The 26,382-nt window shown below is 71.9% G+C and carries 25 protein-coding genes and 1 tRNA gene; 16 read left to right on the top strand and 10 right to left on the bottom strand.

The features are described 5' to 3' along the window. The first annotated feature begins 50 nt into the window (after positions 1-50). From LQF12_RS09275 to LQF12_RS09235, 9 genes are all read left to right on the top strand, one after another. On the top strand, positions 51-1,583 hold the full coding sequence (locus LQF12_RS09275; protein WP_231052657.1) for an alpha-N-arabinofuranosidase: 1,533 nt from the start codon (positions 51-53) through the stop codon (positions 1,581-1,583). Positions 1,584-1,676: 93 nt separating this feature from the next. Continuing rightward, entirely contained in the window at positions 1,677-2,981 is a 1,305-nt protein-coding gene (locus tag LQF12_RS09270) for a hypothetical protein (protein ID WP_231052656.1), read from the top strand. Positions 2,982-3,151: 170 nt separating this feature from the next. Then, on the top strand, positions 3,152-3,679 hold the full coding sequence (locus LQF12_RS09265; protein ID WP_231052655.1) for an alternate-type signal peptide domain-containing protein: 528 nt from the start codon (positions 3,152-3,154) through the stop codon (positions 3,677-3,679). Between the two features lie 10 nt (positions 3,680-3,689). After that, positions 3,690-4,310 carry a signal peptidase I gene (locus tag LQF12_RS09260; RefSeq protein ID WP_231052654.1) on the top strand — a complete coding sequence of 207 codons (621 nt, stop codon included), beginning with the start codon at positions 3,690-3,692 and terminating at the stop codon, positions 4,308-4,310. Next, complete coding sequence (locus tag LQF12_RS09255; protein WP_231052653.1) at positions 4,307-4,984, top strand: LPXTG cell wall anchor domain-containing protein; 678 nt, start codon at positions 4,307-4,309, stop codon at positions 4,982-4,984. Before LQF12_RS09260 ends, LQF12_RS09255 begins: the two co-directional genes overlap by 4 nt. Continuing rightward, positions 4,981-5,655, top strand: coding sequence for a SipW-dependent-type signal peptide-containing protein (locus LQF12_RS09250; RefSeq protein WP_231052652.1), 675 nt, complete (start codon positions 4,981-4,983; stop codon positions 5,653-5,655). The genes LQF12_RS09255 and LQF12_RS09250 overlap by 4 nt, the downstream gene beginning before the upstream one ends. Then, positions 5,655-7,073 carry a signal peptidase I gene (locus LQF12_RS09245; protein WP_231055572.1) on the top strand — a complete coding sequence of 473 codons (1,419 nt, stop codon included), beginning with the start codon at positions 5,655-5,657 and terminating at the stop codon, positions 7,071-7,073. The genes LQF12_RS09250 and LQF12_RS09245 overlap by 1 nt, the downstream gene beginning before the upstream one ends. Before the next feature lie 43 nt (positions 7,074-7,116). Beyond that, entirely contained in the window at positions 7,117-7,602 is a 486-nt protein-coding gene (gene def, locus LQF12_RS09240) for a peptide deformylase (protein ID WP_231052651.1), read from the top strand. A gap of 142 nt (positions 7,603-7,744) precedes the next feature. After that, a complete protein-coding gene (locus tag LQF12_RS09235) occupies positions 7,745-8,245 on the top strand; it encodes a DUF3145 domain-containing protein (RefSeq protein WP_231052650.1) in 501 nt (166 codons plus the stop codon). A gap of 69 nt (positions 8,246-8,314) precedes the next feature. Here the strand turns inward: LQF12_RS09235 and LQF12_RS09230 are convergent, their stop codons facing one another. The 5 genes from LQF12_RS09230 to LQF12_RS09210 form a co-directional block, all read right to left on the bottom strand. Continuing rightward, a complete protein-coding gene (locus LQF12_RS09230) occupies positions 8,315-9,559 on the bottom strand; it encodes a beta-ketoacyl-[acyl-carrier-protein] synthase family protein (protein WP_231052649.1) in 1,245 nt (414 codons plus the stop codon). 87 nt (positions 9,560-9,646) lie between these two features. Further along, entirely contained in the window at positions 9,647-9,895 is a 249-nt protein-coding gene (locus LQF12_RS09225) for an acyl carrier protein (protein WP_231052648.1), read from the bottom strand. 112 nt (positions 9,896-10,007) lie between these two features. After that, positions 10,008-11,066 (bottom strand): beta-ketoacyl-ACP synthase III, encoded by a 1,059-nt coding sequence (locus tag LQF12_RS09220; RefSeq protein WP_231052647.1) that lies wholly within the window; start codon positions 11,064-11,066, stop codon positions 10,008-10,010. Further along, complete coding sequence (locus LQF12_RS09215; protein ID WP_231052646.1) at positions 11,066-12,028, bottom strand: ACP S-malonyltransferase; 963 nt, start codon at positions 12,026-12,028, stop codon at positions 11,066-11,068. Before LQF12_RS09215 ends, LQF12_RS09220 begins: the two co-directional genes overlap by 1 nt. A 115-nt stretch (positions 12,029-12,143) precedes the next feature. After that, positions 12,144-13,319: a PucR family transcriptional regulator gene (locus LQF12_RS09210; RefSeq protein WP_231052645.1), complete on the bottom strand. Its 1,176-nt coding sequence runs from the start codon at positions 13,317-13,319 to the stop codon at positions 12,144-12,146. Between the two features lie 120 nt (positions 13,320-13,439). Between LQF12_RS09210 and LQF12_RS09205 the strand changes: the two genes are divergently transcribed. Continuing rightward, the gene (locus LQF12_RS09205; RefSeq protein WP_231052644.1) at positions 13,440-14,117 is read left to right on the top strand and encodes a hypothetical protein; all 678 of its coding nucleotides are present in this window, start codon (positions 13,440-13,442) and stop codon (positions 14,115-14,117) included. Between the two features lie 123 nt (positions 14,118-14,240). Here LQF12_RS09205 and aceE read toward each other — a convergent pair whose 3' ends face one another. Next, on the bottom strand, positions 14,241-17,000 hold the full coding sequence (aceE, locus tag LQF12_RS09200; RefSeq protein ID WP_231052643.1) for a pyruvate dehydrogenase (acetyl-transferring), homodimeric type: 2,760 nt from the start codon (positions 16,998-17,000) through the stop codon (positions 14,241-14,243). A gap of 283 nt (positions 17,001-17,283) precedes the next feature. On the opposite strand from aceE, the gene LQF12_RS09195 reads away from it, so the two are divergent. The 4 genes from LQF12_RS09195 to LQF12_RS09180 all read left to right on the top strand — a co-directional run bounded on the left by LQF12_RS09195 (position 17,284) and on the right by LQF12_RS09180 (position 19,063). After that, complete coding sequence (locus LQF12_RS09195; RefSeq protein ID WP_231052642.1) at positions 17,284-17,712, top strand: DUF3052 domain-containing protein; 429 nt, start codon at positions 17,284-17,286, stop codon at positions 17,710-17,712. Continuing rightward, complete coding sequence (locus tag LQF12_RS09190; RefSeq protein WP_290370673.1) at positions 17,709-18,194, top strand: redoxin domain-containing protein; 486 nt, start codon at positions 17,709-17,711, stop codon at positions 18,192-18,194. The genes LQF12_RS09195 and LQF12_RS09190 overlap by 4 nt, the downstream gene beginning before the upstream one ends. Continuing rightward, positions 18,191-18,958, top strand: a complete 768-nt coding sequence (locus tag LQF12_RS09185; protein ID WP_231052640.1) for a glycerophosphodiester phosphodiesterase family protein — start codon at positions 18,191-18,193, stop codon at positions 18,956-18,958. The genes LQF12_RS09190 and LQF12_RS09185 overlap by 4 nt, the downstream gene beginning before the upstream one ends. Before the next feature lie 31 nt (positions 18,959-18,989). Beyond that, positions 18,990-19,063 (top strand) — tRNA-Val (locus LQF12_RS09180). A 15-nt stretch (positions 19,064-19,078) separates the two neighbouring features. Here LQF12_RS09180 and LQF12_RS16490 read toward each other — a convergent pair. Further along, positions 19,079-19,252 carry a VOC family protein gene (locus LQF12_RS16490; protein ID WP_354004707.1) on the bottom strand — a complete coding sequence of 58 codons (174 nt, stop codon included), beginning with the start codon at positions 19,250-19,252 and terminating at the stop codon, positions 19,079-19,081. Positions 19,253-19,331: 79 nt separating this feature from the next. On the opposite strand from LQF12_RS16490, the gene LQF12_RS09175 reads away from it, so the two are divergent. Beyond that, entirely contained in the window at positions 19,332-19,901 is a 570-nt protein-coding gene (locus LQF12_RS09175) for a dihydrofolate reductase family protein (RefSeq protein WP_231052639.1), read from the top strand. A gap of 8 nt (positions 19,902-19,909) precedes the next feature. Here the strand turns inward: LQF12_RS09175 and LQF12_RS09170 are convergent, their stop codons facing one another. Genes LQF12_RS09170 through LQF12_RS09160 form a run of 3 tightly spaced genes read right to left on the bottom strand, consistent with a single transcriptional unit; the run spans position 19,910 to position 24,581 of the window. Then, positions 19,910-20,881 (bottom strand): NAD-dependent epimerase/dehydratase family protein, encoded by a 972-nt coding sequence (locus tag LQF12_RS09170; protein WP_231052638.1) that lies wholly within the window; start codon positions 20,879-20,881, stop codon positions 19,910-19,912. Continuing rightward, entirely contained in the window at positions 20,878-23,562 is a 2,685-nt protein-coding gene (locus LQF12_RS09165) for an alpha/beta fold hydrolase (RefSeq protein ID WP_231052637.1), read from the bottom strand. Before LQF12_RS09165 ends, LQF12_RS09170 begins: the two co-directional genes overlap by 4 nt. Further along, a complete protein-coding gene (locus tag LQF12_RS09160; RefSeq protein WP_231052636.1) occupies positions 23,559-24,581 on the bottom strand; it encodes a 3-oxoacyl-ACP synthase III in 1,023 nt (340 codons plus the stop codon). Before LQF12_RS09160 ends, LQF12_RS09165 begins: the two co-directional genes overlap by 4 nt. Before the next feature lie 220 nt (positions 24,582-24,801). Here LQF12_RS09160 and LQF12_RS09155 point away from each other — a divergent pair, with 220 nt between their 5' ends. Continuing rightward, positions 24,802-26,286 carry a cryptochrome/photolyase family protein gene (locus LQF12_RS09155; protein WP_231052635.1) on the top strand — a complete coding sequence of 495 codons (1,485 nt, stop codon included), beginning with the start codon at positions 24,802-24,804 and terminating at the stop codon, positions 26,284-26,286. The last annotated feature ends 96 nt before the right edge of the window (positions 26,287-26,382 follow it).

Below are 26,382 nucleotides of genomic sequence, written 5' to 3'. Positions count from 1 at the left end.
GATTAACGTTACAACGACGCGTCGTCCCGACAGACACTGGAGTCCTCCTCATGAGCGCACCCGCCACCCGGGCCATCATCAACGCCGACGTCCCGGGACCGGTGATCAACCGGCACGTCTACGGCCACTTCGCCGAGCACCTGGGCCGTTGCATCTACGGCGGCTTCTACGTCGGTGAGGACAGTGAGATCCCGAACGAGCGCGGGATCCGGCGCGATGTCGTGGAGGCGCTGCGGGCGCTGAAGATCCCGAACCTGCGCTGGCCGGGTGGTTGCTTCGCCGATGAGTACCACTGGATGGACGGGATCGGGCCCAAGGACGAGCGTCCCGCGATGGTCAACACGCACTGGGGCAATGTGGAGGAGAACAACCACTTCGGCACCCACGAGTTCATGGACCTGTGCGAGATGCTGGGAGCCGAGCCCTACATCAACGGCAACGTCGGCTCCGGCACGGTGCGGGAGATGGCCGACTGGGTCGAGTACCTCACCCGGGACGGTGACTCGCCGATGGTGCGTCTGCGTAAGCAGAACGGGCGCGAGGAGCCGTGGACGGTGCCGTTCTGGGGCATCGGGAACGAGGCCTGGGGGTGCGGGGGCAACATGTCGGCCCAGCACTACGCCGAGGAGGCCCGCCGCTACGCCACATACTGCCGCGACCACGGCGACAACCGGCTCTACCGGATCGCGGCGGGCGCCAACTCCGATGACTACGTGTGGACCGAGACGCTCATGAAGGCGCTCAACGAGCTCGGCGGGTGCGGCAGGGACCCGCGGGGGATCTACCAGGCGATCTCGGTTCACTACTACTCGGTGGTGGGCCCCTGGCACGACAAGGGTAGTGCCCTGGAGTTCACCGAGGACGACTACTACGCCACGATGGCCAAGGCCGCCTTCGCCGACGATCTGCTGCGGCGCCACTCCACGGTGATGGACAACTACGACCCGGACAAGAAGGTCGGCCTGGTGCTGGACGAGTGGGGCACCTGGTGGAACGTCGAGCCGGGCACCAACCCGGGCTTCCTGTACCAGCAGAACACGATGCGGGACGCGCTCGTGGCGAGCACTCACTTCGACATCTTCCACCGCCACGCCGACCGGCTGGTGATGGCGAACATCGCCCAGACGGTCAACGTGCTGCAGGCGATGATCCTCACCGATCCCGACTCCGGTGCACTCGTGCTCACCCCGACCTACCACGTGTTCGAGATGAACTCCGGTCACCAGGACGCGGCCAGCCTGCGGGTGGACGTGCCGGGCGGGCTGCCCGAGCGTGAGGTGGGGGAGACCTCGCTGGCGACCGTCTCGCTCTCGGCCAGCAGGAAGGACGGCACGGTGCTGGTCTCGTTGTCGAACCTGGACGCCGGTGAGCCGGCCGTGGTGGACCTCGACCTGCGCGGCTGCCAGGTCGGATCCGTCCGGGCTCGCGCGCTCACCGCTCCCGAGCTCGCCGGGCACAACACCCCGCAGGCCCCGGACACCGTGGCACCGCGCGCGCACGAGGGCGTCACCAGGTCCGGCGACGGTCTGCGGGTGGAGCTGCCGGCGCACTCGTTCGTGACCCTCAGCGTGGACGTGGACTGAAGGCGGGTAGTGCTGTCCATGGGCGGGGGGCGCGGCCGGGTCGCAACTTCTCTACGATGAGCGCTGTCCGAGGGTTCTGAGCAGGGAGTTGTGATGGGATACCGATTCAACCCGCCGCCCGGGTGGCCGACGCCACCGGCGGGATGGGAACCACCCCAGGGGTGGCAGCCCGACCCGACCTGGCCCCCGGCCCCGCACGGCTGGGAGTTCTGGCTCCCCGACGACGCCGCGGCCGCGCCCCAGGGCGGAGACCGGGCGCAGCCCGAGGGTGAGGTAGCACCCGAGCCCGGGCCTGGGACCCAGCATCCGACCGAGCAGTTCCAGCCTGAGCCGCCCCAGCAGCCCGAGCAGTCCCAGCCGACGGAGCAGGCCCAGCCGACGGAGCAGTTCCCGCCGGCCCAGTTCCCGCAGTCCCAGCCGACGCAGCAGTTCCCGCCGCCCCAGCAGTCGCAGCAGTTCCCCGGGGCAGCGCCCGGACCGTTCGCACCCGGTCAGGACGCTGCGGCGGGACACCACCCGCCGCAGGGCCCCGGGAGCTATGCGGGGTCGTACGCGAGCGCGCCGCCGCCCGGTAGCGGTGGCACCTGGGGAGGCGGCGACCAGCCCGGGTATCCGGGAGGGCCGGGTGGGCCTGGGGGACCGGGCTGGGCCGGTGCGTCCGGCTCGGGCCCGGGTGAGCCACGCAAGAACCGGACGGGCCTCGTCATCGGTGCCGTGATCGTCGGCGTCATCGTGGTGGTCGGCGGCATCGCGCTCGCCCTGAGCCTCATCTTCGGTGACGACGAGGACACCGCTACGCCGGTGTCCCCGACCACGACCTCCGAACCGACCGAGGAACCCACGGACGATCCCACCACCGACGCTCCGACCGACGATCCCACCACCGACGCCCCGACCGAGGAACCGACGGACGACGGCGGCGACACGCCGACGATCGAGGGCGACGTGGAGCTCCTGGCTCCGTCCGAGCCCGCGCTGGTGGTCAGCGACGGCACCCCGATCGTGGAGGTGCGACTGCTGGAGGTCGAGCGGAACTGGGAACCGGAGGCCGGCTCCATGATGTGCTCCGACCCCGAGGGCGAGTACGTGGCCATGCAGTTCGAGTTCACGACCCTCCCCGAGCTCGCCGACTACTCCGAGGGCACCTGGAGCTTCGTCGGGTTCGAGACCGGTCTGCTCGACACGAGCGGCAACAAGATCGCCGATGTGAGCGGTATCGACGGCTTGTTCTGCCTGGACCAGTCCCAGACCGCGCCCTCGGAGATGCAGCCCGGGGAGACCTACACGGGCTGGGCACTCATGGACGCTCCGCGTGAACCGGGCGGCATCCTGTGGGAGCCGTGGCTGGACTTCACCGGGTCCGTACCCACCTATGCCTGGGACCTGGCCGACTACTGACCGGGAGGCGCCGAACGGGCACCGGCACCGAACGAGCCACATGGAGTACCCCGTCCTGTCCACGGGCTTGACAGGTGTACAGTTTATGCCCGAATAATGGGTGCTCAGGGGGCTCGGGTCCCCTGAGCACTGGTCGGGACTCGGCCGGCACGAACCTAGGGAGAAGACACGTGAAGAACTCCACCAAGGGCGCCCTGGCCGTGGGAGCCGCAGCGACGCTGCTGCTCGGCGGCGCCGGCACGCTCGCCTACTGGACCGCCGAGGACGAGGTCGACGCCGGGCCCATCGAGGCGGGTTCGATCGCGCTCACCGCAGCCGACTGCGAGGGCTTCGTCTACACCGACGAGACCCCGGCGGACCTCATCGTCCCCGGTGACACCGTGACCAACGACTGCGTGGCCACGCTCGTGCTCGAGGGTGACAACATCGGCGCCACCTTGACCATCGACCCGCTGACGCTGCCGCCGGAGGGTGAGAACGCTCTCGCCGACGAGCTGACCGCGGAGGTCGAGCTGCTCGACGATACCGGTGCTGTCATCTCCGAGGTCGAAGGGGCCGGAACGTACACCCTGACCGCCCAGGTCACCGTGGATTACCCCTACGGCGACGAGCCGAACAACGACGGGCAGGACGGCATCGTCGACCTCGATTCGCTCGGCCTCGTGGCGGTCCAGACGAACGTCGACGAGGCGCCCTGATCGCAGCCGGGTGAGGGCGTCGTCAGTCCCGGTGCAGGGCCAGCGGCATCGCCGCTCGTCCGCCACCGCCGGGCGCCCACACCGGTCCGCGCTGCGTCTCGCGTGGCGCGCGCTGGTGTGGGCGGTCCTGATGGTGCTGGTCCTGGTGCTGATCGCCGGCGTCCTGCTCCCTCGCGTGGCCGGCGGGACCCCCTACGCCGTGCTCACCGGCTCGATGCAGCCGAGCTACCCACCCGGGACGCTCGTGGTGGTCAAGCCCGTCGCGATCGAGGAGATCGCGGTCGGTGACGTCATCACCTACCAGCTCGCGTCAGGAGAGGCCGCGGTGGTCACCCACCGCGTCGTCTCCGTCGGCTCGAGCCTGGGTGGATCCGGGGAACGGGTGCTGCGGACGCAGGGGGACACGAACAACGTGGCCGATGCCGAACCGGTCCGCGAGGTCCAGATCCGGGGCCGCCTCTGGTACGCGGTGCCGCACCTGGGCCACGTCACCACGTGGGTCTCCGGCCCCACCAGGGAGGTCGTGACCAGCGCGGCGGCAGCAGCCCTGCTCGTCTACGCGGTGTGGAAGTTCCGCCTGGCAGCCCTCGAACGCCGAAGCAGCCGAGACCAAGGAGGTCCGGACACATGACAACCCGACGACGACGCCTCGCCGTCGTGGTGCCTGCCGTGCTGTTCGCCCTGCTCTGGCCCTCCGCCGCCTCCGCTGCCGACGAGATCGGCCTCAGCAACGACGGCCGCACCTGGGGGCCCGAACTGAGCCTCCCGCTGTTCGACGCCGATCGACGTTGGGTGCCGGGCGATGAGGAGACCCACACCTTCCACGTACGCAACGAGGGTCCGTCCGCGGCGGCCATGACAGTTGCGGCCCTGAGCCCCAGCGGCGATCCCGTGCTTGCCGCCGACGTCTCCCTCAGCGTGCGCCTCGACGGCGGCGCGTGGAGGCCCTTGGATGTCGGTGCGAATCCTGGGCAGGTCACGCTGGACGGCGTGGCGGTCGATCGGGCCGTCCCGGTCGATGTGCGGGCCGCCTTCGACCCCGCCTCCGGCAACGACACGCAGAATCGCCTGATGCCCGTGGTGCTGCGCGTCACCCTGGTCGGTGATGTGCCCACCGATGCCGGCACGGGCGACGACGGTGCCGGCAGCCCCGGTGATCCCGGCGGCGGCCCGTCCCTGCCCGACACCGGCAGCACCCTCGGGCCCGAGCTCCTGCTCGTGGGCCTCGCCCTGGGTGCGGCCGGCACCTTCCTGATCACCCGGCGGTCCTCCGACGACGACCTCCTGGACGGAGTCACCCGATGAGCCAGCCTTCCAGCACAGCCTCCGACGGGCGGCCACGGGTGCGCCGCCGTCGGGTGCGTTCGGTGCACATCCGCCTGGTGCTGTGCCTGGGCCTGTTCGCCTTCCCCGCAGGCGTGGGGACGATGGCCTACTACACCGACACGGCGACGATCGAGACCGGCCCCATCGAATCGGGCACTCTCGACCTCACGGTGGGGACCACCGCAGACAACAGCACCAACCTGGCGGGCCAGGGTGGGCAGTACCGGTACTCCGAGCTGACCATCGCCGACCTCACGCCCGGCGAGAGCATCGCCCGCCCGTTCGCCGTGCGCAACGCGGGCACCGTCCCGTTCGCCTACAACGCCACCATCACGACGACGAACAACGACCTCGTGGCATCCGGCAGCGGCCTGCGGGTGCAGATCCACCCCGACAGCACGCCGACCGAGACCGGGAGCGAGGAGATGTTCAACCGTTCCGGCACGTGCTCCGGGACCGCAGTGAGCAACCAGGCCGTCAGCACCACGAGCACGGCCGACATCCATCCCACCGACCAGGTGCTCGAACCCGGCGAGGTGCGCGTCTATTGCGCGCGGATCCTGCTCCACACCGATTCGCCCAACGCGCTGCAGGCCCAGTTGACCACGCTGCAGATCGGGCTGAGCGCGGTGCAGGTGCAGGCTCCGTGATGCGCAGGATCGCCGACGCGCTGCTGTGGATGGGCGCGGTGCTCGGGGCACTGAGCCTGGTCGCCGCCGTGCTCGTCGCAACTCTGAGTCTGGTTCCGCTCGTCTTCACCTCCGGCTCCATGTCTCCGGAGATCCCCGCCGGCTCTCTCGGCGTGGCCCGCACGGTGCCGGCGGCCGACCTCGCGGTCGGCGACGTCGTCAGTGTCGAGTCGGCCGAGGGCACCAGGGTCACGCACCGGATCGTGGCCGTCGAGGAGAGCGCAGGTGAGGCGCTGCTGACGCTGCAGGGCGACGCCAACGGCGCTCCCGACGCCGAGCCGTACCCGGTGACCGAGGCCGATCGCCTGATCTTCTCGGTGCCCGGGGTGGGCAGCGTCCTGTCGTCGCTGGCGAACCCGTTCGTGGTGTTCGGTGCCGGCGTCCTCGCGGCCGGCGTCGTGTTCGGGGTGTGGACCTCCGTGCGCAGCTCCCGCGGGCGGCCTCGAGCCGGATCCGGCGAGACCCCGGATGCCGAGGACCGCTCCGACAGTGCCGACAGTGCCGGTCGTACCGGCCGGGTGGTGGCGAGTCTGCTGGTGGTGGCGTTGCCCGCCCTGGTCGCGCTGCAGCCGGCCGAGCCGACCGCGGCCGCCTTCAGCGACACCGGTACCGTCAACACCTCGGGGTTCATGACCCACCGGGTCGGCCAGCCGACGGGCGGGACCTGCTCCTCCTCGCCGTCGCCGTCGATGACGGTGACCACCCCCGCGTCCGATCCCCGTTACACCTACTGGGTACGGGCCTACACCGCCGCCTCGGGGGGCGAGCCCGTCTCCTCGGCCAAGCAGATGACGGGATCGGGCGCCAATCGCACGGTCACGGTGTCCCCGGGCGAGTTCTCGCCGGCACTGACCGCGGGCACCACCTACTACCTGCGGGTCTTCGCCCGGGTGGCCGGCACCACCTGGGAATCCGCCGTGTACCTCTACACCCCGTTCTCGCGCTCGCAGGCGAACGTGCTCACCTGCGGTGAGGCGCCCAGTCCCCCCACCATCACCTTCACCGAACCGCTGGACGGGGCCTCCAACACCGGGGCGGTGACGCGTGCCAACGTCGCGGCGCGGTGCGGTCCGAACCAGGCCGCGTGCGGCACGGCCACCGACAGCAACGGCACCGTCGTCTCGCCGGTCCAGTACATCCTGCGCCGCACCGGCTTTCTGGGCACACAGTGCTGGAGTGGCAGCAGCTGGGTCAGCTCCTGCAACTATCGGGACACGACGTTCAACGCCTCCACCGGACAGTGGTCGGTGCCCGCCACCACCAGCCCCTACGCCAACCAGTTCCTGAGCACGATGGACTACACGCTCACGATCCAGGCGAAGGACAACCTGGACTACACCATCGTCAGGACGATCACCTACTCGGTCAGGCCGAGCTAGCCTGCGGTCATGGCGGAGCGCCGCCCGTGGCAGGATCGTGACCATGGCCTTCCGTGACATCCGCGTGGTCGGAGACCCTGTCCTGCGCACACCCTGCGACGAGATCACCGCCATCGACGGCCGCGTCCGCTCGCTGGTCTCGGACCTGCTCGAGACCGTCGACCACGACGGGCGAGCGGGGCTGGCCGCGAACCAGATCGGGGTGAGCATGCGCGCCTTCGCCTGGAACATCGAGGGCGATCTCGGCTATGTGCTCAACCCCCGGCTGGTGGAGGTCTCCGAGGACGCGCAGGAGGGGGACGAGGGATGCCTGTCGGTGCCCGGCCTGTTCTACCCGACCCGGCGCGGGCGCTATGCCCGGGTCGAGGGCACCGACCTCGATGGCGGGTCCGTCGTCGTGGAGGGTGAGGGCCTGATGGCACGCTGCCTGCAGCACGAGTGCGACCACCTGGACGGGCGGCTGTACCTGTCCCGGCTGGAGCCGGCCGTGCGCAAGGAGGCCCTATGGGTGGTCCGGGACCGGTTCTGAACCCGTTCCCGCGCGCCGAGGGATGCGCGAACCGGCTCCGATAGGGCATGATGGGGCAGGTAGCCGCGAGTCGTCTCGTGACTGTGCACGGCCGAGGACGTTGGGGAAGACGCATCTCGACCGAACACAGGAGGGAAACGACATGTCTGGTGTGATCACCCGCGGTGTGTTTTTCGTGCACTCAGCGCCGCGCGCGCTCTGCCCGCATGTCGAGTGGGCAGCAGGCTCGGTCATCGAGGCCCGGATGTCCTTCGACTGGACCGCTCAACCGGCGGCACCCGGGATGTACCGCGCGGAGGCGTCGTGGATGGGCCCGGCCGGTAGCGGTGCTCGCCTGGCCTCGGCGCTGCGCGGATGGACCCATCTGCGCTACGAGGTCACCGAGGAGCCCAGCCGGGGCGTCGACGGCGGCCGCTGGAGCCACACACCCGAGCTCGGGATCTTCCACTCCCAGGTGGACGCCTACGGGAACAACGTCGTGCCCGAGGATCGCGTGCGGGCCGCGATGGAGCATGCGAGCGATCCGGTCCGGATGGCGCGTGAGCTGGAGCTGGCCCTCGGGCAGGCCTGGGACGACGAGCTGGAGCCGTTCCGCTACGCCGGCGCCGGGGTGCCGGTCCGCTGGCTGCACCGAGTGGGCTGAGCCGGCCCACTGACACACACGAACGACGGCGGCCGGTCACCTCGGTGACCGGCCGCCGTCGTGGGTGGTTCAGGCGCTGGTGATGACCAGCGCGACGTTGTGACCACCGAAACCGAAGGCGTTGTTCAGCGCCGCGATCTGCCCGGCCGGCAGGTCGCGCGGGGTGTCGCGCACCAGGTCGATCGGCAGGCCCGGCTCCGGGTTCGCGACGTTGATCGTCGGGGGAGCCTGGTGGTCACGCACGGCCAGGATCGTCAGCAGCGACTCCAGTGCCCCAGCGCCGCCGAGCAGGTGCCCCGTCATCGACTTGGTGGCCGAGACCGCGACGTGGTCGGCGTGCTCACCGAGGCTGGCGCGGATGGCCGCAGCCTCGACGCCGTCGCCGGCCGGAGTCGACGTGGCGTGGGCGTTGATGTGGACCAGGTCCGCGGCGGTGATCCCGGCGTTCTCGAGGGCCAGCCGCAGGGCGCGCGACTGCCCGGCACCGGAGGGGTCGGGAGGGGCGACGTCGTAGGCGTCGGCGCTCATGCCGGCACCGGCCACCCGGGCGTAGATGCGTGCGCCGCGGGCCCGGGCGTGCTCCTCGCTCTCCAGCACCACGACGGCGGCCCCCTCACCGAGGACGAAGCCGTCCCGGTCCACGTCATAGGGACGGGAGGCGCCGGCCGGGTCGTCGTTGCGGGTCGAGAGCGCCTGCATCTTCGCGAACGAGGCGATCGGCAGCGGGTGGGTGGCCGCCTCGGTGCCGCCGGCCACGACGACGTCGGCGCGACCGGTGCGGATCATCTCCAGCCCGTAGGCGATGGCCTCGGCGCCGGAGGCGCAGGCGGAGACCGGCGTGTGCGAGCCCGCCTTGGCGCCGATCTCGATGGAGACGTAGGCGGCGGGGGAGTTGGGCATGAGCATCGGCACCGTCAGCGGCAGCACGCGGCGCGCACCCTTGTCCCGGATGGTGTCCCAGGCATTGACGAGGGTGGTGACGCCGCCGATCCCGGAGGCGATGACCGCACCGATGCGCTCACCGTCGAGCTCGGGGGTGCCTGCGTCGGCCCAGGCCTCGCGGGCGGCGATCATCGCGAACTGGGCGCTGGGGTCCATCCGGCGCATCTGGGGGCGCGGGAGCACGTCCTCGGGGGGCACGGCGAGCTGCCCGGCGAAGGTGACGGGCAGGTCGAACTCGGCGACCCAGTCGTGCGGGAGGGTGCGCACTCCGGACCGGCCGGCGAGGGCTCCGGCCCACGTGCTCGAGACGTCACCACCGAGGGGGTTGGTCGTCCCGAGGCCGGTGACGACGACGTTCGGCTGGTCGGTCATGGCTGATCTCCGTCAGGGATTGGGGTGAGGGTGGTGCCCCGGGCGCGGCACCGGCCGGTGCCGCGCCCGGGTGGGCCGTGGGTCGGCTCAGGCCTGGGCCTGGGCGATGAACGAGACGGCGTCGCCCACGGTGGTGAGGTTCTTGACCTCTTCGTCGGGGATCCGGACCTCGAACTTCTCCTCGGCGAGGGTGACGATCGTCATCATCGACAGCGAGTCGATGTCGAGGTCGTCGGTGAAGGACTTCTCGGGCTGGACCGCGTCCGTGGCCAGTCCGGTCTCCTCGTTCACGATCTCTGCCAGACCGGCGAGGATTTCCTCGTTGCTGTGCGCCATGGGTGCTCCGTTCTCGTGGGGGTCGACAATCGGGTCCAGTGTTCCCGACGGGTGGCCCGCACCGCCAACCGGCGCGCGGGGGTTCTGGGGTCCGGTTCGCTCCGGCCCGCCGTCAGGGCAGGACCACGACCTGCGCGGCGTAGACCAGCCCCGCGCCGAAGCCGATCTGCAGGGCGATGTCGCCGCTGCGTGCCTGCCCCTCGCGCAGCAGCCGTTCGGTGGCCAGCGGGATCGAGGCGGCCGAGGTGTTACCGGTGTCGGCGATGTCGCGGCCGACCACGACGTCCTCGCGGAAGTCGATCAGCTTCAGCAGCTGGTCGGTGATGCGCATGTTCGCCTGGTGCGGGATGAACACATCGATGTCGTGCAGCTGCAGGCCGGCAGCCTCGACGGCGCGGCGGGCGATGTCCGGCATCGAGGAGATGACCCACTTGAACACCGTCGGCCCCTGCTGGCGCAGCGTGGGGGAGGTGATCTGGCTGACCTCCTCGGCCAGCTCGGGGGTGTCGGTGGGTACCGGTTCGCCGAGCTCGGCCCGGCGGTAGTCCAGCCAGGAGTGGGTCTGGTAGATCGCTCCGGCCTGGCCGCCGTCGCTGCCCCAGACGGTGGGAGCGATCCCGGGGGTGTCCGAGGGCCCGACCACGGCGGCGCCGGCCCCGTCGCCGAGCAGGAAGGAGATCGACCGGTCGGTCGGGTCGATGAAGTCACTCATCTTCTCGACGCCGATCACCAGCACGTGCTCAGCGGTGCCGGAGCGAACCATCGCATCGGCCTGGGCGATGCCGTAGCAATAGCCGGCGCACGCCGCGGAGATGTCGTAGGCCGCGGCCGGAGTGGCCCCGATGGCGTCGGCCACCAGCGCGGCGAGGGAGGGGGTCTGCTCGAAGTGGGTGACGGTGGAGACGAGCACCGCGCCCAGGTCGGCGCCGGTCAGTGACGCCTTGGCCAGCGCGTCCTGGGCCGCACCCACGGCCAGGTCCTTGACCGAGGTGGTCCGGTCGGCGCGTGCGCGGGTGCTGATCCCGGTGCGCTGGCGGATCCATTCGTCGGAGGAGTTGATCGGGCCGACGATGTCGTCGTTGGGCACGAGGTTCTCCCCGCGCAGCCCGCCGACGGACAACAGCCGGCTGCCGGCCACGGGGGGACGCAGGGCGAGCGTGGGCTTGGACATCAGGACTCCCTCGGGGAACGGGTGCGCAGGACGAGGTCGACCGCGGATGCGAGGTCGTCCGGGGACTTCAGCGCGACGGTCTCGACCCCGCGCATGCTGCGCCGTGCCAGGCCCGTCAGCACGCCGGCGGGTGCAAGCTCGACGGCGGCGCTCACCTGCGCCGTCAGCATCGCCTCCTGGCACAGGTCCCAGCGCACCGGGGAGGAGATCTGGGCGACCATCGCCTCGAGCGCCTGGGCGCCGGAACCGATGGCCTCGCCGCCGGCATTGCTGAGCAGCGTGACGGCGGGGTCGGCCGGCGTCAGGCTGCCCGCGGCGGCGCGGACGGTCTCGACGGCCGGGGCCATGGCGGAGGTGTGGAAGGCACCGGCCACAGGCAGCGGGATCACCCGGGCGCGCGCCGGCGGGTCGGCCTCCAGCGCGGCCAGGTCGGAGCGCAGCCCGGCGGCGACCACCTGCCCGCCGCCGTTGACGTTGGCTGCGACGAGGTCGTGAGCGGCGAGGGCGGCCTCGACCTCCTCGGCCACACCACCGACGACGGCGCTCATCCCGGTCTCGGCCCGGCTCGCGGCCTCGGCCATCGCCCTGCCGCGCACCCCGACCAGCCGGAGCGCGTCGGTGGCCGGCAGGACCCCGGCCGCGGCGGCAGCAGCGAACTCGCCGACGGAGTGGCCGGCGGCGACATCGACCCACGCCCCGGCCTCGGTCAGGGCGGGCTCGCGGGCGGCGAGTTCGGCCTGCAAGGCGTGCAGGCTCAGCAGGGAGGCGGCCACGATGAGCGGCTGCGCGAGCGCGGTGTCCTTGATGGTCTCCGCGTCGGCGCTCGTGCCCAGGGTGTGCAGATCCTGCCCGGCGGCCTCGCTGAAGGTGGCCAGCAGCTCGGGTGCTCCGGCGACCTCGAGCCATGGCGCGAGCATGCCGGGAGCCTGTGCTCCCTGTCCTGGACTCAGTAGTGCGATCACCGTTCTCACCTTTCCCTCGCGGGCGCTGCCCCGGGCACGACGGATCGCACCGAGTTGGCTGGGGGCGTTTGTGTCCACCCTACAAACCAGCGGTCGGTGTGGGCAGTGCGCTGGCTCACAGTGCCACGCCCTCGGCGAGCTTGCCGACGGCGATCGCGATCTGCAGCACGAAGCCCTCGCGGGCATCGACCGGGTCCCATCCGGTGACCGTGGCGATGCGGCGCAGCCGGTAGCGCACCGTGTTCGGGTGCACGTAGAGCTGGCGCGCGGTGGCCTCGAGGGAGCGGCCCTCGTTCAGGTACACGCTCAAGGTCTGCAGCAGCGGCCCGCCGACCGACTGCAGCGGCGTGTACACCTGGGCGATCAGGGTGCGCCGCGCGTCCCGGTCCCCGGTCAGCACCCGCTCGGGGAGGAGCTCGTCGGCGAGCACCGGGCGGGGGGCGCTCGGCCAGGCACGCACGGCATCGAGTGCCGAGAGTGCCGCGCGGGCGGAACGGCCGGCGTCGGCCAGCTCGGGCACCTCCGGTCCGATCACGATGGGTCCGGGACCGAACCGGTCCAGCAGCGCGTGCGCCTGCTCGCGCAGGTTGCCCTCCCCGCCGAGCACGACGACTAGCCGGTCGCCCTGAATCCCGACCAGCGCGTCCTGGGCGGCACGCCGTGCGGCCCGGCGCAGGTCGGCGGCGGCGACCTCGTCCATCGACTCCTCGGCCGTACCGGCCATCACCAGCGTGCTGCCGCGCCCGGCCCAGCCGAGGGCGGCCACCCGCGAGTGCAGGGAGTCGTCCGGGTCCCCGCGCAGCAGGGAGTCCACCACGAGGGCCTCCAGCCGCGCGTCCCAGGCGCCACGGCTCTCGGCCGCCCGCGCGTAGACCTCCGCGGCGGAGAAGGCCACCTCCCGGGAGTAGAGCAGCACCGCCTCGCGCAGCGTCGCCTGCTGGCCCGGGGCTGCCAGATCGTGGGTGTGCTCCTCGACGATCTCGACCACGATGCGCACCAGCTGCAGCGTGTGCTGCAGCGAGATCGATCGCGTCAGCTCCGGCGGGGCGGCACGGAAGATCTCCGCGGCGTTGTAGGAGCCGCGCCCGGGGTTCTCGTACCAGGCGATGAAGCTCGCGATCCCGGACTGGGCGACCAGCCCGATCCAGGAACGATCCTCGGCGGGCAGCGCTCGGTACCAGGGCAGGTCGGCGTCGAGTCGGCGCATGGCCGCCGCGGTGAGCAGGTCGGTGCCGCCGCGCAACCGGCGGACCATCTCCGGCGTGGAGCCGTCCTCGCGCGCACTCGTCATGGCCTCCAGGCTAGCCGGTGCGATTGTGGGATTCCCACAAACGCGCCCTGCCAGGAGGGTGGTGGAGCCGGTCCCGGCGCAGCGCAGGTGAGGACGGAGGTGCTCCGATACGCTGGTCGTATGTCCCTCCTGAAGCGCCTGCGAGACGCCCTCCGACCGGACGTCCGGCGGCGTGCGGCTCCGGTGCGGGTCACCTCCGCACCACCGCCCGCCGACGCCGATGCCGAGGCCCGGCTCCGGGCGCGGCTGGAGGAGGACCCCAACGACGTCGAGGCCTTTTCCACGCTTGCCGAGATCGTCCGCCGGCGCGCCGCCGAGGTCGAGCACCCGGACCCGCTGAGCGCCGAGGCGGAACCGGTGACCTCCTCCCGCGCGGCCGACACCGCCCACTGGGCTCTGGCCGAGGAGCTGGCCGGGCGACCGCGCGGCTGGTACCCGCTGATCGAGCTGGCGCGGCTGTCCCTCGAGGACGACAAGGACGGCGCGATGCGCCGGCTCGGCGCCGCCTGTGAGCGCGACACCTCCGGGCACGCCCTGATCGAGGGCATCCGGATGCTGCGCTCGGCGCACCTGCCCGCCGATGCCCTCGGGCTGGGCGTGGGCCACTGGTCTCCGGCCGATCACTCCCCGGAGGCGGGCCGTCAGATCGTCGAGGCCGCACTGGAGGCGGGCCGGGTCGGAGAGGCCCGTCGCCACCTGCGTGACCTCGCCGAGTCGAGCAAGGATTCCGGCACCTCACGGATCGTGGCCGAGTTGGAGCCGTTCGTGGCCCGCGCCGAGGCGGCCGAGAACCACTGAGGCGCTTGTTACAGGACTGAGGCACCCGTCCCGGGCACCTGTCGGACGGCACACACGACGACGGCGGAGCCACCCTCCCGGGTGAGGTCCGCCGTCGTGGTGTGTGCGCGGTGAGGGCGCCAGTCAGGCGTCCCCGCCCGCCGTGCCGGTGGTGCCGGCGTTGACGTCGAGCAGCTGGTACTTCTCCACGGCCTGGGCCGGGACGTCGGCCTCGACCTCGCCGCGCGCCGCGAGCGCCTGCAGGGCGCGGGTGACGATCGACTGGGTGTCGATGAGGAAGTGGCGGCGCACCGCCGGGCGGGTGTCGGAGAACCCGAACCCGTCGGCGCCGAGCGTCCAGTAGTCGCCCGGGACCCAGGCGCGGATGAGGTCAGGGACCTGGAAGTCGTAGTCGGAGGTGCCCACGAACGGGCCACCGGCGTCGGCCAGCTTCTCGGTGACGTACGCCTGGCGCTGCTCACCACCGGGGTTGACGAACCGCTCCCGGTCGGTGGCGAGGCCGTCCTTGCGGAGCTCACCCCAGCTGGTCACCGACCACACGCCGGCGCGTACGCCCCAGTCCTCGGCGAGCATGTCGCGGGCCTCGAGGGCCCACGGCACGGCCACACCGGAGGCCAGCAGCTGCACGACCGGGCCCTCGCCGTCGGTGGGGGTCTCGAGGCGGTGGATGCCCTTGAGGATGCCCTCGACGTCGACGTCCTCCGGCTCGGCCGGCTGGATCATCGGCTCGTTGTACACAGTGAGGTAGTACATGACGTTCGGGTCACGTCCCTCGCCGGTGGTGGCCTCGGCGCCGTACATCCGCTCCAGACCGTCCTTGACGATGTGGCGGATCTCGTAGCCGTAGGCCGGGTCGTACTGGACCACCGCAGTGTTGGTGGCGGCCAGCACGGGGGAGTGGCCGTCGGCGTGCTGCAGCCCCTCACCGGTCAGCGTGGTACGGCCGGCGGTGGCCCCGATGAGGAACCCTCGCGTGAGCTGGTCCCCGGCGGCCCAGAACTGGTCACCGGTGCGCTGGAACCCGAACATCGAGTAGTAGAAGTAGAACGGCACCATCGCCTCGCCGTGGGTGGCGTAGGAGGTGCCGACGGCCTGGAAGGCTGCGGCCGAGCCGGCCTCGTTGATGCCGGTGTGCAGCAGCCCGCCGGCCTCGTCCTCCTTGTAGCTGAGCAGCAGCTCGCGGTCGACCGAGAGGTAGTTCTGCCCGTTGGTGTTGAAGATCTTCAGGCTCGGGAAGATCGCGTCCAGGCCGAACGTGCGCGCCTCGTCGGGGATGATCGGCACGATGCGGTGGCCGAAGTCCTTGTCCCGCAGGAGCTCCTTGAACAGCTGCACGAGGGCCATCGTGGTGGCGGCCTCCTGCTGGCCGGATCCCTTGGCCAGGCGCTGGTAGGCCTTGTCGGCCGGGAGGGTGACCTCGGTGTACTTGGAGCGACGCTCGGGCAGGAATCCGCCCAGCTTCTTGCGCCGGTCCATCATGTACTCGATCTCGGGCGAGTCCATGCCGGGGTGATAGTACGGGGGCAGGTACGGGTCGGCCTCGATGGCCTCGTCGGAGATCGGCAGGCGCAGCGAGTCACGCAGGCCCTTGAGGTCGTTCTCCTTGAGCTTCTTCATCTGGTGCGTGGCGTTACGGCCCGCGAAGGAGGAACCCAGCCCGTAGCCCTTGACGGTGTGGGCGAGGATCACCGTGGGTGCGCCGGTGTGGTTGACGGCGGCGTTGTAGGCGGCGAAGAGCTTGCGGTAGTCGTGCCCGCCGCGCTTCATCGCCCAGATGTCGTCGTCGCTGATGTTGGCCACGAGCTGCTTGGTGCGCGGGTCGCGCCCGAAGAAGTGCTCACGGATGAACGCGCCGTCCTCGGCCCGATAGGTCTGGAAGTCGCCGTCGGGGGTGTTGTTCATGAGGTTGACCAGCGCGCGGTCCTTGTCGGCCTCGAGCAGGGCGTCCCACTCGCGGCCCCAGACGACCTTGATGACGTTCCAGCCGGCGCCGCGGAAGAAGCCCTCGAGCTCCTGGATGATCTTGCCGTTGCCGCGCACCGGGCCGTCGAGGCGCTGCAGGTTGCAGTTGACCACGAAGGTGAGGTTGTCCAGGTTCTGCTGGGCGGCCAGTTGGAGCATCCCGCGCGATTCCGGCTCGTCCATCTCGCCGTCGCCGAGGAAGGCCCACACCCGCTGCTCAGAGGTGTCCTTGATGCCGCGGAACTGCATGTACCGGTTCACCCAGGCCTGGTAGATGGCCGAGGCCGGGCCCAGACCCATCGAGACCGTGGGGAACTCCCAGAAGTCGGGCATGTTCCGCGGGTGCGGGTAGGAGGGGAGGCCGCCGCCGGGGCGGGAGAGCTCCTGGCGGAATGAGTCGAGCTGGTCCTCGCTCAGGCGGCCCTCGAGGTAGGCACGGGCGTACATGCCGGGGGCGGCGTGGCCCTGGAAGTAGATGTGGTCGCCGCCGCCGGGGTGGTCCTTGCCGCGGAAGAAGTGGTTCAGGCCCACTTCGTAGAGCGTGGCCACCGAGGCGTAGGAGGAGATGTGACCGCCGACGGCGATGCCGGGCCGCTGGGCCCGGGTGACCATCACGGCGGAGTTCCACCGCAGGTAGGAGCGGTAGCGGCGCTCGACGGCCTCGTCGCCGGGGAAGTACGGCTCGTCATGGACGCCGATGGTGTTGACGTAGGGGGTGGTGATCGCCGAGGGCACGGCGACGTCGCGCTCCCGGGCGTGCTTGAGCATGTTGAGCAGGATGTAGCGGGCGCGAGGGCCGCCCCGGGCCTCGATCAGGCCATCGAGCGACTCGAGCCACTCGCCGGTCTCGTCCGGGTCGATGTCCGGCACCTGGCTGAGCAGGCCGTTGATCAGAGGTCCGGCTTCGTTGCGTGAGGTCACGACTCTTCTCTTCTCTCCGCACCGGGTCACGGCGCTCGGCGATCATCCGTGCATGGCGTGTGTACACCACAAGGGACTGCGCTGACGATCCTATTGTCCTGCCTTGACATGATCACGCCATCGTAGACAGGTGTGACATCCCCGACACAGGCACCGGCCGCGGTGCTCGGGGACGGCCGTGAGGGTCCGATCAGCGCCGTTCGGTTGCGCTCGGGCGTGGTTGTGCGGTTCGGTTGTCCCACACCTCCGCCATCCGGGCGGAGTCGGCGAAGGAGAGGCGAACGTGGCAGGGACCGCGAGCACCGAGGACCATCAGGGTTCCCGGTTCGGGGTGAAGCAGGGACAGGTCATCCAGGAGTTCGGGTACGACGACGACGTCGACGAGGAACTGCGCGCGGAGCTCGAACAGGCCACGGGCAGCGAGCTCGTGGACGAGGACTTCGACGATGTCACCGACGCCGCCATCCTGTGGTGGCGCGAGGACGACGGCGATGTCCACGACCTCACCGATCTCATGACCGACTCGATGACGACCCTCGAGGACGGCGGTCTGATCTGGGTCTTCACCCCCAAGCCCGGACGTCCGGGGCACGTGCGCCCACCGGAGGTCGACGAGGCAGCCCGCACCGCCGGCCTGCACTCGACCAGCACGATCTCGGCGGCGGAGAACTGGTCCGGCTTCCGGCTCACCACCCGCGGACGGGGCCGGTGACCCACCCCTCCGGGAGAGGTGCCCGCGAGGGCCGGCCGGCGCCGCCCTTCGCGGCGCCGGACACCCACGGCGCCACCGTGTCACTGGAAGCTCTGCGGGGCGTACCGGTGCTGGTGGTATTCGTGCCGTTCGCCTTCACCCGCGTGTGCGGCAGCGAGGTCGCTGCGCTGCGCGCACGGCACGGTGAGATCGCGGCCGCGGGCGCCCACCTGGTGGTGATCACGTGCGACTCGATGATGACGCTGCGGGCCTGGGCCGCGGCCGAAGATCTGCCCTTCACGCTCGTCTCGGACTTCTGGCCGCACGGCGACATCGCCCGCTCCTACGGAGCCTTCCAGGACGCCGACGGCGCTGCTGAGCGCGTCACCGTGCTGATCGACGCCGGCGGCATGGTCCGCTGGACCACTCACAGTCCGCGCGGCGTCGCGCGGGACGTGGACGAGTATCTGACGGCGATCCACGCTCTCGAGGCCGCGGCATGAGGCTGCCCGAGGGCCCGCTGGCCCTGGCCCACCGGGGCGGGGCCGGCCTGCCGGCCAACGCCGGGATCGAGAACTCCCTGGCGGCGGTGCGCCACGCCGTGGAGCTGGGGTACACCTTCATCGAGACCGATGTGCGGGCCAGCCGCGACGGTGTGCCGTTCGTGGTCCATGACCCGGACCTGGGCCGGGTGACCGGGGAGAGCGTCGCCGTGGCGGAGCTGTCGGCGGCGGACCTGCGGGCGGCCACGCTCAGCGGCGGCGAGTCGATCCCGACCCTGGCCGAACTGCTGGAGGAGTTCTCCGGGCTGTGGGTCAACGTGGACGTCAAGTCCGACGACGTGGTCGACCCGGCCGTGCAGGTGCTGCGCGAGCAGCGCGCCGAGGGGCGCGTGGTGGTCGGCGCCTTCGACGACGCCCGCCTGCGGCGGGTGCGGCGCACGGCCCCCGAGCTGACCACGTCGGCCTCCCCGCGGGAGGTGCGCGCGATGCTGCTCGGACGCGGGCGGGCCGCGGCACGGGCCGGTGCGGTGGCCCTGCAGGTACCCAAGCGGTGGCGGGGAGTGGAGATCGTCACGGAGCGGTTCGTGCGCCGGGCACACGCCCAGCACCTGCAGGTGCACGTGTGGACCATCGACGACGCCCCCACCATCCGCACCCTGCTGGACCGCGGCGTGGACGGGATCGTCTCCGACCGCATCGACGTGCTGCGCGAGGTGCTGCTCGAGCGCGGGCAATGGCCGGCACCGGGCGCGGTGACCGGCTGACCTGCACGCTTGCTATCCTGACTGCTCGCCAGGGCCTATAGCTCAGTTGGTTAGAGCGTCGCGTTTACACCGCGGATGTCGGGGGTTCGAGTCCCTCTGGGCCCACCGGACGATCGTTGTTCACGCCGGCGCCGGGGCGCCGAGATTGATGGTCAGCCCGTCCGGGTCGCTCACCCGGACCAGGCGTTCTCCCCACGGTATGTCGGCCGGCTCGCTGTGACTGGTGGCGCCTGCGTCGACGGCTCGGCGGTAGGACTCGTCCAGCGCCGGCTGGGGCTTGATCTCGTGACCGATTGCGCTGACACCGCCCTCGTCTCGGCGGTACTCTCACGCCGTCGGGCATGCGCACGACGCCCCGGAGGAGGGCAGCGAGATGAGACCGCTTCGGTACTCGATCAACGTGACGATCGACGGCTGCTGCCATCACGAGCTGGGGATGCCGCCGGACGAGGAGTCGATGCGGTACTGGGCCGAGGAGATGGAACGCGCTGACGCCCTGCTGCTGGGTCGGGTGACCTACTCGATGATGGAGTCGGCGTGGCGCCGGCCGCCGTCAGGGGAGTGGCCGGAGTGGATGAGCGACTGGGAGCGTCCGTTCGCCGAGGCGATCGACCGGACCTGGAAATACGTCGTGTCGAGCACGCTGAACGACGTCGACTGGAACGCCGAGCTCGTGCGGGGCGACCTGGGGCGCACGGTCCGGGAACTGAAGCAGGAACCGGGCGAGGGCTTGCGGGTGGGTGGCGTGACGCTCCCGCTCGCCCTGGCTGACCTAGGGCTCATCGACGAGTACGAGTTCCTGGTGCAGCCGGTGCTCACCGGCCGCGGGCCCACGTTGCTCGCGGGCCTGCGCGAACGCATCGAACTCGAACTCGTGGATCGCCGGGATTTCCGGTCCGGCGCGATCGCCCTGCGCTACCGGCCCACGAGCACCTCTGCTTGACGCGAGCCCTATCCGCCGCGGTAGGACTGCGCCAATCGGGCCATGCCCTCGTCGATGCTGACCTCTGGCTGCCACGCCAGCGCCTCGCGCGTGCCGCGCTGGTCGAACCAGTGCGCCGTGGAGAGCTGCTCGGCGAGGAACCGGGTCATCGGAGGCTCGTCCTGCCCGGGGCGCCACGCCCAGACCCGCTCCACCGCTCCGCCGGCGGCCCGGGCCAGCCGCCCGGGCACACGCCACGACGGCGCCGGCACCCCGGCCGCGCGGCACATGCCCCCGAGCAGCTCACCCACGGGCCGTGGCTCACCGTTGGTGACCACGTACGCGCGGCCACGGGCGACCTCGGCGCGCTCGAGCGCCGCGAGCATCGCGTCCGCGGCATTGTCGATGTAGGTGGAGTCGATCAGGGCCGCACCCTCGTCCAGCAGTGGCAGCCGGCCCCGCCGCGCGCGGTCGACGATGCGCCCCACGAGCTGGGGATCACCGGGCCCCCACACCAGGTGCGGGCGCACGGCCAGTACCGCCAGGCCGGGGGAGTCGTAGGAGAGGGCGAGCAGCTCGGCGGCGGCCTTGGTCCGGGCGTAGTGCCCGAGCGTGCGCTCGGGGTCGGCGGGCTCGGCGCCTGCCCCCACCAGCGAACGACCCACGTGCGCCACCGACGGCGAGGAGACCTGCACGAAGCGCCGCACCCCGGCCGCCCGGGCCGTCTCGAGCAGCAGCCGGGTGCCCTCCACGTTCACCCGGGTGAACTCGGCCGGGTCACCGGCCAGGGAGACCTTGGCCGCGAGGTGGACCACCGCGTCCTGACCCTCGACGGCGCGGCGCACCACGTTTGCGTCGGTGACGGTCCCGAGGAGGTCACCGACCCCGGCCGCGCCGCTGGGGCGCCGCTGCAGCGTGGTGACCTCATGACCGCCGCGGGCGATCCGAGCCGCCACCGCCCGGCCCAGGAACCCGCTGGCACCGGTGACCAGCACCCTCATCGGGGAGCCCTCGCGCGTTCGCCCGCCAGCAACCGATCCGCCCACGCCGCCAGGGCGCCGCGGTCGATCTTGGAGTTGTGGCGCACGTCGGTCGGCAGCTCCGGGACCGACAGCACGGCGGCCAGGGGAGTGGCGCACGCCGCGCGCACCTGCTCGGTGACCTCGGCCGTGGCCAGGCCGGCGCGCCGCGCCCGGGGGTGGGTCTCCACCACGGCGACAGTCTGTTGGATGCCCGCCGGGCCGACGCCGACGATCGCCGCGCGTCGGACGGCCTCGGCACGCTCGACCTGCTGCTCGGGTCCGACCGGGGCGAGCGGGCCCGCCGGCGTCGTGAGGACGTGCGCCAGCCGCCCCTCGATCCACAGCCGGCCCGCGCCGTCGAGATGGCCGACGTCACCCGTGCGGTGCCAGCGGCCACCGCTCGGGGTGTCGCGGGCGGCGGCGAGATCGGTCAGCCAGAGGCGGTCGTAGCCGTCCTTGAGATGGGGGGCGCTGACGAGGACCTCGCCGAGCACTCCCGGGTCCTGCGTGGGTGCGCCGGCTGCCCTGCCGTCGGGATCGAGCGCGCTGATGCGCACCTGGGCGGCGTGCACCGGCCGGCCCACGCACACCCCGGCGTCGTCGGCGCCGGCGACGCCGAGGATGTCCGGCAGCGTGATGTCGGTGACCAGCAGGCACTCGGTCATCCCGTACGGGGTGTGCGCCACCGCGGCCGGCATCAGCTCGGCCACCGAGCCCAGCACGGCGGCGCTGACCGGCGCACCCGTGGAGAGGAACTGCGTGACACCGCCCAGCGCCTCGCGATCGGCCGCCGAGAGCTCGTCGGCCGTCCGGGCGACATTGAGCACCGCGGCCGGCGAGAGGAACACGGTGCGGGCGCCGGAGGCGGCCACGGCGTCGGCCACGGCACGGGCGGTGAGCGTACGCGGGGCCGAGACGTCCATGTCCGGCGTCGCCGAGCGCGTCCCGAGGGCCGGGCCGAGCAGCGCGAACGGAGCGAACCCGGTCACGAGGCCGGTCTCGGGTGTCAGGCCGAGCTCGGCGGTCAGCACGTCCCGGACCGCCGACAACTGGGCGTGGGTGTAGCGCACGCCCTTGGCGGGCCCGGTGGACCCGGAGGTGAACAGCACGGCGGCGTCCTCCTCGGGCCCGGGGTGCGGCGGAAGGCGCACTCCCTCGGTCAGGGTCCGTTCGCCGTCGCGCATCAGGGCCGGCAGCGTGGCGGTCACGCCGAGGGCTGCGAGCACCGGCGCGGGGAGGGCGTCCACGGAGATCCGGCGGCCGGGCCAGCCGAGCGTGCGAGCGGCCGCGAGCCCTGGCTGCTTGCCGATCACGATGTCAGCCTGCGCCCCGCGCACGGCGCGGGAGAGGCCGTCCACGCCCAGGCCGGCGTCGGCCACCACGACGACGGCCCCGATCCGCAGGCACGCGTAGACGCACGCGGTGAGGTCCGGCCCCGGGGGCACCAGCAGGCTGACCCGGTCACCGGCTCGGACGCCGGCGCCGAGCAGACCCGCCGCCAGGCGCTCGACGTTGCGGGCCAGCAGTCGCCAGCTCACGCGGACCGGGGCCCTGCCCGCCATGTCCACGACGGCGACGCCGGAGTCCTGGGCGCGCTCCTCCAGAGCGGCGCCGAGCGGCCGGAAGGCAGGCCCGGTCTCGGAGGGTCTGCCGGTGGGTGGGTCGCTCGGGGCACCCTCGCGGGTGGGCAGCCCCGCGGACCCCTGCGGCGCGGGCAGCCAGTCCAGGACGGCGCCGGCCCATGGGGCGTCCTCGGCCACCAGGTGACCGGCGCCCTCGAACCGGTGCACGCGGGCGTGGGGCAGGCGGTAGAGGAGGTCGTCGAGATAGCGGTCACCGAAGATGGGGTCGCGCGGGCCCCACAGGAGCAGCGTGGGGACGCGCAGGCCCCGCACGCCGGCGGCGATCCTGGCGAGCGCCTCCGTGCTGGGATGCTGCCCGCCCACGGGGATGTCGGCCACGAAGTCGCCGATGCCCCGTCGCCTGGCGGCGGTGCGGTAGGGCGCGCGGTAGGCGGCCCGGACCGGCGCCGTCAGCGGAGGGTGCGCCAGGGCGAGGGTGGTGTCCAGGAAGGCCGTGGTCCACCGGGTGGCGGCGGGAAGGACGCCGGCGGCTCCTGCCAGCCGCAGCGGGGCGGGGATCGGCCCGGGGCCTTGGTGCACGGCCGTGTTGAGCAGGGCGATGCCGGCCAGCTGGTCGGGGTGGGCCAGGGCCCAGCCGAGGCTGATGACCCCGCCCCAGTCGTGCCCGAGGGTGACCACGGGCCCGAGGTCGAGGACGTCGGTGAGTGCGCCGAGATCGGCGATGCGCTGGGGCAGGTCGCGGACCACCTCGGTGCGCTCGGAGAACCCCATCTCGAGCTGGTCGACCGCGACGATGCGCCAGGCCGGGCCGCCGGCCTCGGCCTGGGCGAGGCTCGCCGTCAGCAGCTGCCGCCACAGGTAGGACCAGGTCGGGTTGCCGTGCACGGCGAGCACGGTGCCGGTGATCTCGTGGCCGGCTGCCTCCAGGACGGGGCCGGTGTCCAGCACGTGCCACGAGCGCGTCACCGGCTCGGGTTCGAGGCCGGTGGTCTCGGGGACCTGCACCACCCGGCTCCATTCGGCGTCCAGGCCGGGCAGGCCATCGTGGAGCGGGGCGGGGATGCCGGCACCGGTCACCAGGTGATCTCCATGAGCGCGGTGTTCAGCCCGGAGCCGACTCCCATGAGGACCACGCGATCACCGGGTTCGAGGGAGTCCTGCTCCGCGGCCAGGGTGATCGGCAGTGAGGCCGGGCCCACGTTGCCGAGGGTGGCGTAGGTGGTCGGCACCTTGACGGGGTCCAGGTCGATGGCCTCGGTGATGGCGTCGGTGTGGGCGCGGGAGACCTGGTGGGTGACGAACCGATCGGCCTGTGACCAACGCCACTCGGGCTCGGCCTCGTGCCAGGCGGAGACGACGAGGTCGAGACCACCCCGGAGCAGGCCGGCGGCGTCAGTGAACATGCCGTCCGCGCTGCCCACGCACAGGTCGTGGAACTGGGTGGCCGCGCGGGTCACCCCGCCGAGCAGGCGGTGGCCACCCGGGTGGTCCCCGGCCGGGCCGATCACGGTGGCGGCCGCCCCCGACCCCAGGGTGAGGGTGGCGAACTCCTGCATCAGCTCATCGCGGCTGGGCTCGGTGGTCAGGAGCCGCTCGATCGTGGCCGCGTGCACATCGGCGGCGTTCTCCCCGGCCACGACCAGGGCGTGGCGGATCTGGCCGGTCTCGATCATGCTCGCGGCCAGGCTCATCCCGTTGACGAATCCCAGGCACGCGTTCGTGACGTCGAAGTTCAGCGCCGAGGAGGGCAGACCCAGGCCGTGGTGCAGGCGCGCCGCGACCGAGGGCTCCAGGTGGGGCCGCGAGACGGAGGTGTTGATGAGCAGATCGATCTGCCCGGGCTCGACGTCGGCCTGCTCGAGGGCGCGGTTGGCAGCCTCGATCGTCCCGGAGTACATGTCCTCGTCGGGGGCCCAGGTGCGGCGTTCCTTCACTCCGGCCACGCGCTCGAGCAGGGTCCGGGGCAGCCGGAGCCGGTCCAGCACCTCCGCCAGATCCTCCTGGAGCTGCGCCGAGGTGGTCACCGCTCCCGGCAGACCCGAGGTGACCGAGAGCATGGCCGCGTGGGCGAACCGGGCGGTGTTGTTTCCGTGCAAGGTCTTCCTGTCTGCAGCTGGTGGCGGCGTCTGTCCCGTGGCGCGCGATGGGGCCCAGCCCGTCAGGATACCGGCGCCAGCCGGATCGGCGAGGGGTGCATCGTGCGCTAGAGGGACAACGCCCACCGGCGCAGGTGTGTTCCGATACCCGGCGTGGTGAGATGGTCGCCGAGCTCACACCGGCCGGGCTCGGGGAGGAGACGGTGAGGATGATCGCCTCGTGAGCAGCACTCGCCCGGTCCGGCTGGTCTACCCGCACCAGCTGCACGAGGCCCACCTGGGCGTCGAGGCGGGCACCCGGATCGTCGTGGTCGAGGACGATCTGCTGTACCGGCAGCTGCCCTTCCACTCCCACAAGCTCGTGCTCCACCGTGCCGCGGTGCGCCGCTTCACCGACCGGGCACGCGAGCGCGGCCTGGACGTGGACATCGTGGACTCCCGCGCCGAGCGGACCTCGGGTGCGGGCCTGGTGGCCCTGATCGAGAAGCTGCGGCCCACGCAGGTCTCGGTCCTGGACGTCACCGACGACTGGCTGGGCCGCGACTGCCGAGACCAGCTACGCGAGGGCGGCTACGAGCTGCGCGGTGAGGACGTGCTGGAGACCCCGGCGTTCCTGACCATCAGGGCGCAGATCCACGAGCACTTCGGGCAGGGCTCGGCACGGATGCAGCGCTTCTACACCTGGCAGCGCCGGCGTCTGGACGTGCTGATGGACGGCGACGAGCCGGTGGGCGGGCGGTGGTCCTTCGACACCGACAACCGCAAGAAGCTCCCGGCCGGTCACCCCGTGCCCGATCCCCGGCTCGGCCCGGCGCGCAGGCACCACCGGGTGCAGGAGGCCATCGAGTGGGTCGCCGAACACGCCCCCGGGGCGCCCGGGGATCCGGAGACGTTCTGCTGGCCGACCTCACCCGGTGAGGCCGGTGCGGCGCTGGGGCGCTTCCTGGACGAGCGCTTCTGCCAGTTCGGGCCCTACGAGGACGCGATCAGCACCGAGCACGAGGTGCTCTTCCACTCCGCCCTCACCCCGGCGCTGAACTGCGGGCTGATCGAACCGGCACAGGTGCTGCGGCGCGCGCTGGCCGCCGCCGACGAGCAGCGACTGGACCTGCCCAGCGTCGAGGGCTTCGTGCGCCAGCTCATCGGCTGGCGCGAGTACTTGCGTGCCACTTACCGGCTCTGGGGCCGGCGAATGCGCACCAGCAACGTGCTTCACCACGCCCGGGACCTGCCCCCGGGCTGGTGGGACGCCACCACCGGCCTGGGACCGGTCGACCTGGTGATCGGCCGGGTGCTGGAACGCGGGTGGGCCCATCACATCGAGCGCCTGATGGTGCTCGGCAACGCCCTGTGCCTGCAGCGTGTCCACCCAGGCGAGGTGTGGGAATGGTTCATGGCGATGTTCGTCGACGCCTACGACTGGGTGATGGTGCCCAACGTGTACGCGATGAGCCAGTTCGCCGCCGCCGAGGCGATCACCACCAAGCCGTATGTCTCCGGCAGCAACTACCTGCGGAAGATGTCCGATCTGCCGCCCGGGGAGTGGACCCAGGCGTGGGACGGGTTGTACTGGAGCTTCGTCGCCGATCACCGGGACGTGTTCGAGTCCAACCCCCGCGCGGCGATGGCGGCGCGCAGCTGGGCCGCGATGGATCCGGCCAAGAAGCGCGAACACCGGGCCGCGGCCCGGCCCTGGTTGCGCTGAGCACAGTAGCTGCCGAGTGATGGCGCGTGTCCCCGCACGGGCCCACGTGCCCGGGCGGCCGTCCACCGACTGGCTGACGGCGAGGTCCCCCGACGG

Source organism: Ruania suaedae, from assembly GCF_021049265.1.
GTDB lineage: Bacteria > Actinomycetota > Actinomycetes > Actinomycetales > Beutenbergiaceae > Ruania > Ruania suaedae.
The sequence above is the reverse complement of the archived record's forward strand: the minus strand, read 5'-3'. Positions and strand labels throughout refer to the sequence as shown.

Bases quoted from the DNA above. Each gene is read 5' to 3' on its own strand.
- LQF12_RS09275 (WP_231052657.1), top strand. From the start codon at position 51: ATGAGCGCACCCGCCACCCGGGCCATCATCAACGCCGACGTCCCGGGA.
- LQF12_RS09270 (WP_231052656.1), top strand. From the start codon at position 1,677: ATGGGATACCGATTCAACCCGCCGCCCGGGTGGCCGACGCCACCGGCG.
- LQF12_RS09255 (WP_231052653.1), top strand. From the start codon at position 4,307: ATGACAACCCGACGACGACGCCTCGCCGTCGTGGTGCCTGCCGTGCTG.
- LQF12_RS09250 (WP_231052652.1), top strand. From the start codon at position 4,981: ATGAGCCAGCCTTCCAGCACAGCCTCCGACGGGCGGCCACGGGTGCGC.
- LQF12_RS09245 (WP_231055572.1), top strand. From the start codon at position 5,655: ATGCGCAGGATCGCCGACGCGCTGCTGTGGATGGGCGCGGTGCTCGGG.
- def (WP_231052651.1), top strand. From the start codon at position 7,117: ATGGCCTTCCGTGACATCCGCGTGGTCGGAGACCCTGTCCTGCGCACA.
- LQF12_RS09235 (WP_231052650.1), top strand. From the start codon at position 7,745: ATGTCTGGTGTGATCACCCGCGGTGTGTTTTTCGTGCACTCAGCGCCG.
- LQF12_RS09230 (WP_231052649.1), bottom strand. From the start codon at position 9,559: ATGACCGACCAGCCGAACGTCGTCGTCACCGGCCTCGGGACGACCAAC.
- LQF12_RS09225 (WP_231052648.1), bottom strand. From the start codon at position 9,895: ATGGCGCACAGCAACGAGGAAATCCTCGCCGGTCTGGCAGAGATCGTG.
- LQF12_RS09220 (WP_231052647.1), bottom strand. From the start codon at position 11,066: ATGTCCAAGCCCACGCTCGCCCTGCGTCCCCCCGTGGCCGGCAGCCGG.
- LQF12_RS09210 (WP_231052645.1), bottom strand. From the start codon at position 13,319: ATGACGAGTGCGCGCGAGGACGGCTCCACGCCGGAGATGGTCCGCCGG.
- LQF12_RS09205 (WP_231052644.1), top strand. From the start codon at position 13,440: ATGTCCCTCCTGAAGCGCCTGCGAGACGCCCTCCGACCGGACGTCCGG.
- LQF12_RS09185 (WP_231052640.1), top strand. From the start codon at position 18,191: ATGAGGCTGCCCGAGGGCCCGCTGGCCCTGGCCCACCGGGGCGGGGCC.
- LQF12_RS09175 (WP_231052639.1), top strand. From the start codon at position 19,332: ATGAGACCGCTTCGGTACTCGATCAACGTGACGATCGACGGCTGCTGC.
- LQF12_RS09170 (WP_231052638.1), bottom strand. From the start codon at position 20,881: ATGAGGGTGCTGGTCACCGGTGCCAGCGGGTTCCTGGGCCGGGCGGTG.